This window comes from Mesorhizobium sp. M8A.F.Ca.ET.208.01.1.1 (assembly GCF_004791315.1).
In the GTDB taxonomy this organism is placed as follows: domain Bacteria; phylum Pseudomonadota; class Alphaproteobacteria; order Rhizobiales; family Rhizobiaceae; genus Mesorhizobium.
On the sequence record NZ_SRUT01000174.1, the window covers coordinates 1 to 340 of the forward strand.

Sequence of the window (340 nt, forward strand, 5' to 3'; positions counted from 1 at the left end):
AATAGAACAGGAACCCGTGGATGATGTGCGAGAAGGTGTACCAGTCGGCGATGTGCTGGGAATTCTCCGAGCTGTTGACCACGCCATGCCAGAGCTTGACGTAGCCGCAGGTGCAGATCGGCGGATGGCCCATGCCGTACAAGGCACCCGCCTGAAAGATGATCAGGGCGAGCACGAGCAGCAGGCCCATGCGCCAGCTGTCCTCATAGGCCGAAAGCGTCTTATCCTCTCCGGATGCGGTCATTGCCTCAGTCCCCCAGATTTTCGTCGTCCTCGGCCGCATCGACGGCCATCAGCACGACGTCCCCATATTGCGAATGCCTGCGCCCGATCGACCTGA

1 protein-coding gene is annotated in these 340 nt (G+C 60.3%); it reads right to left on the reverse strand.

From position 1 onward, the window contains the following. A partial coding sequence (locus tag EN851_RS34790) for a DUF2585 family protein (RefSeq protein ID WP_135931089.1) occupies positions 1–244 on the reverse strand: 244 nt, incomplete at its 3' end. Positions 245–340 lie beyond the last annotated feature (96 nt).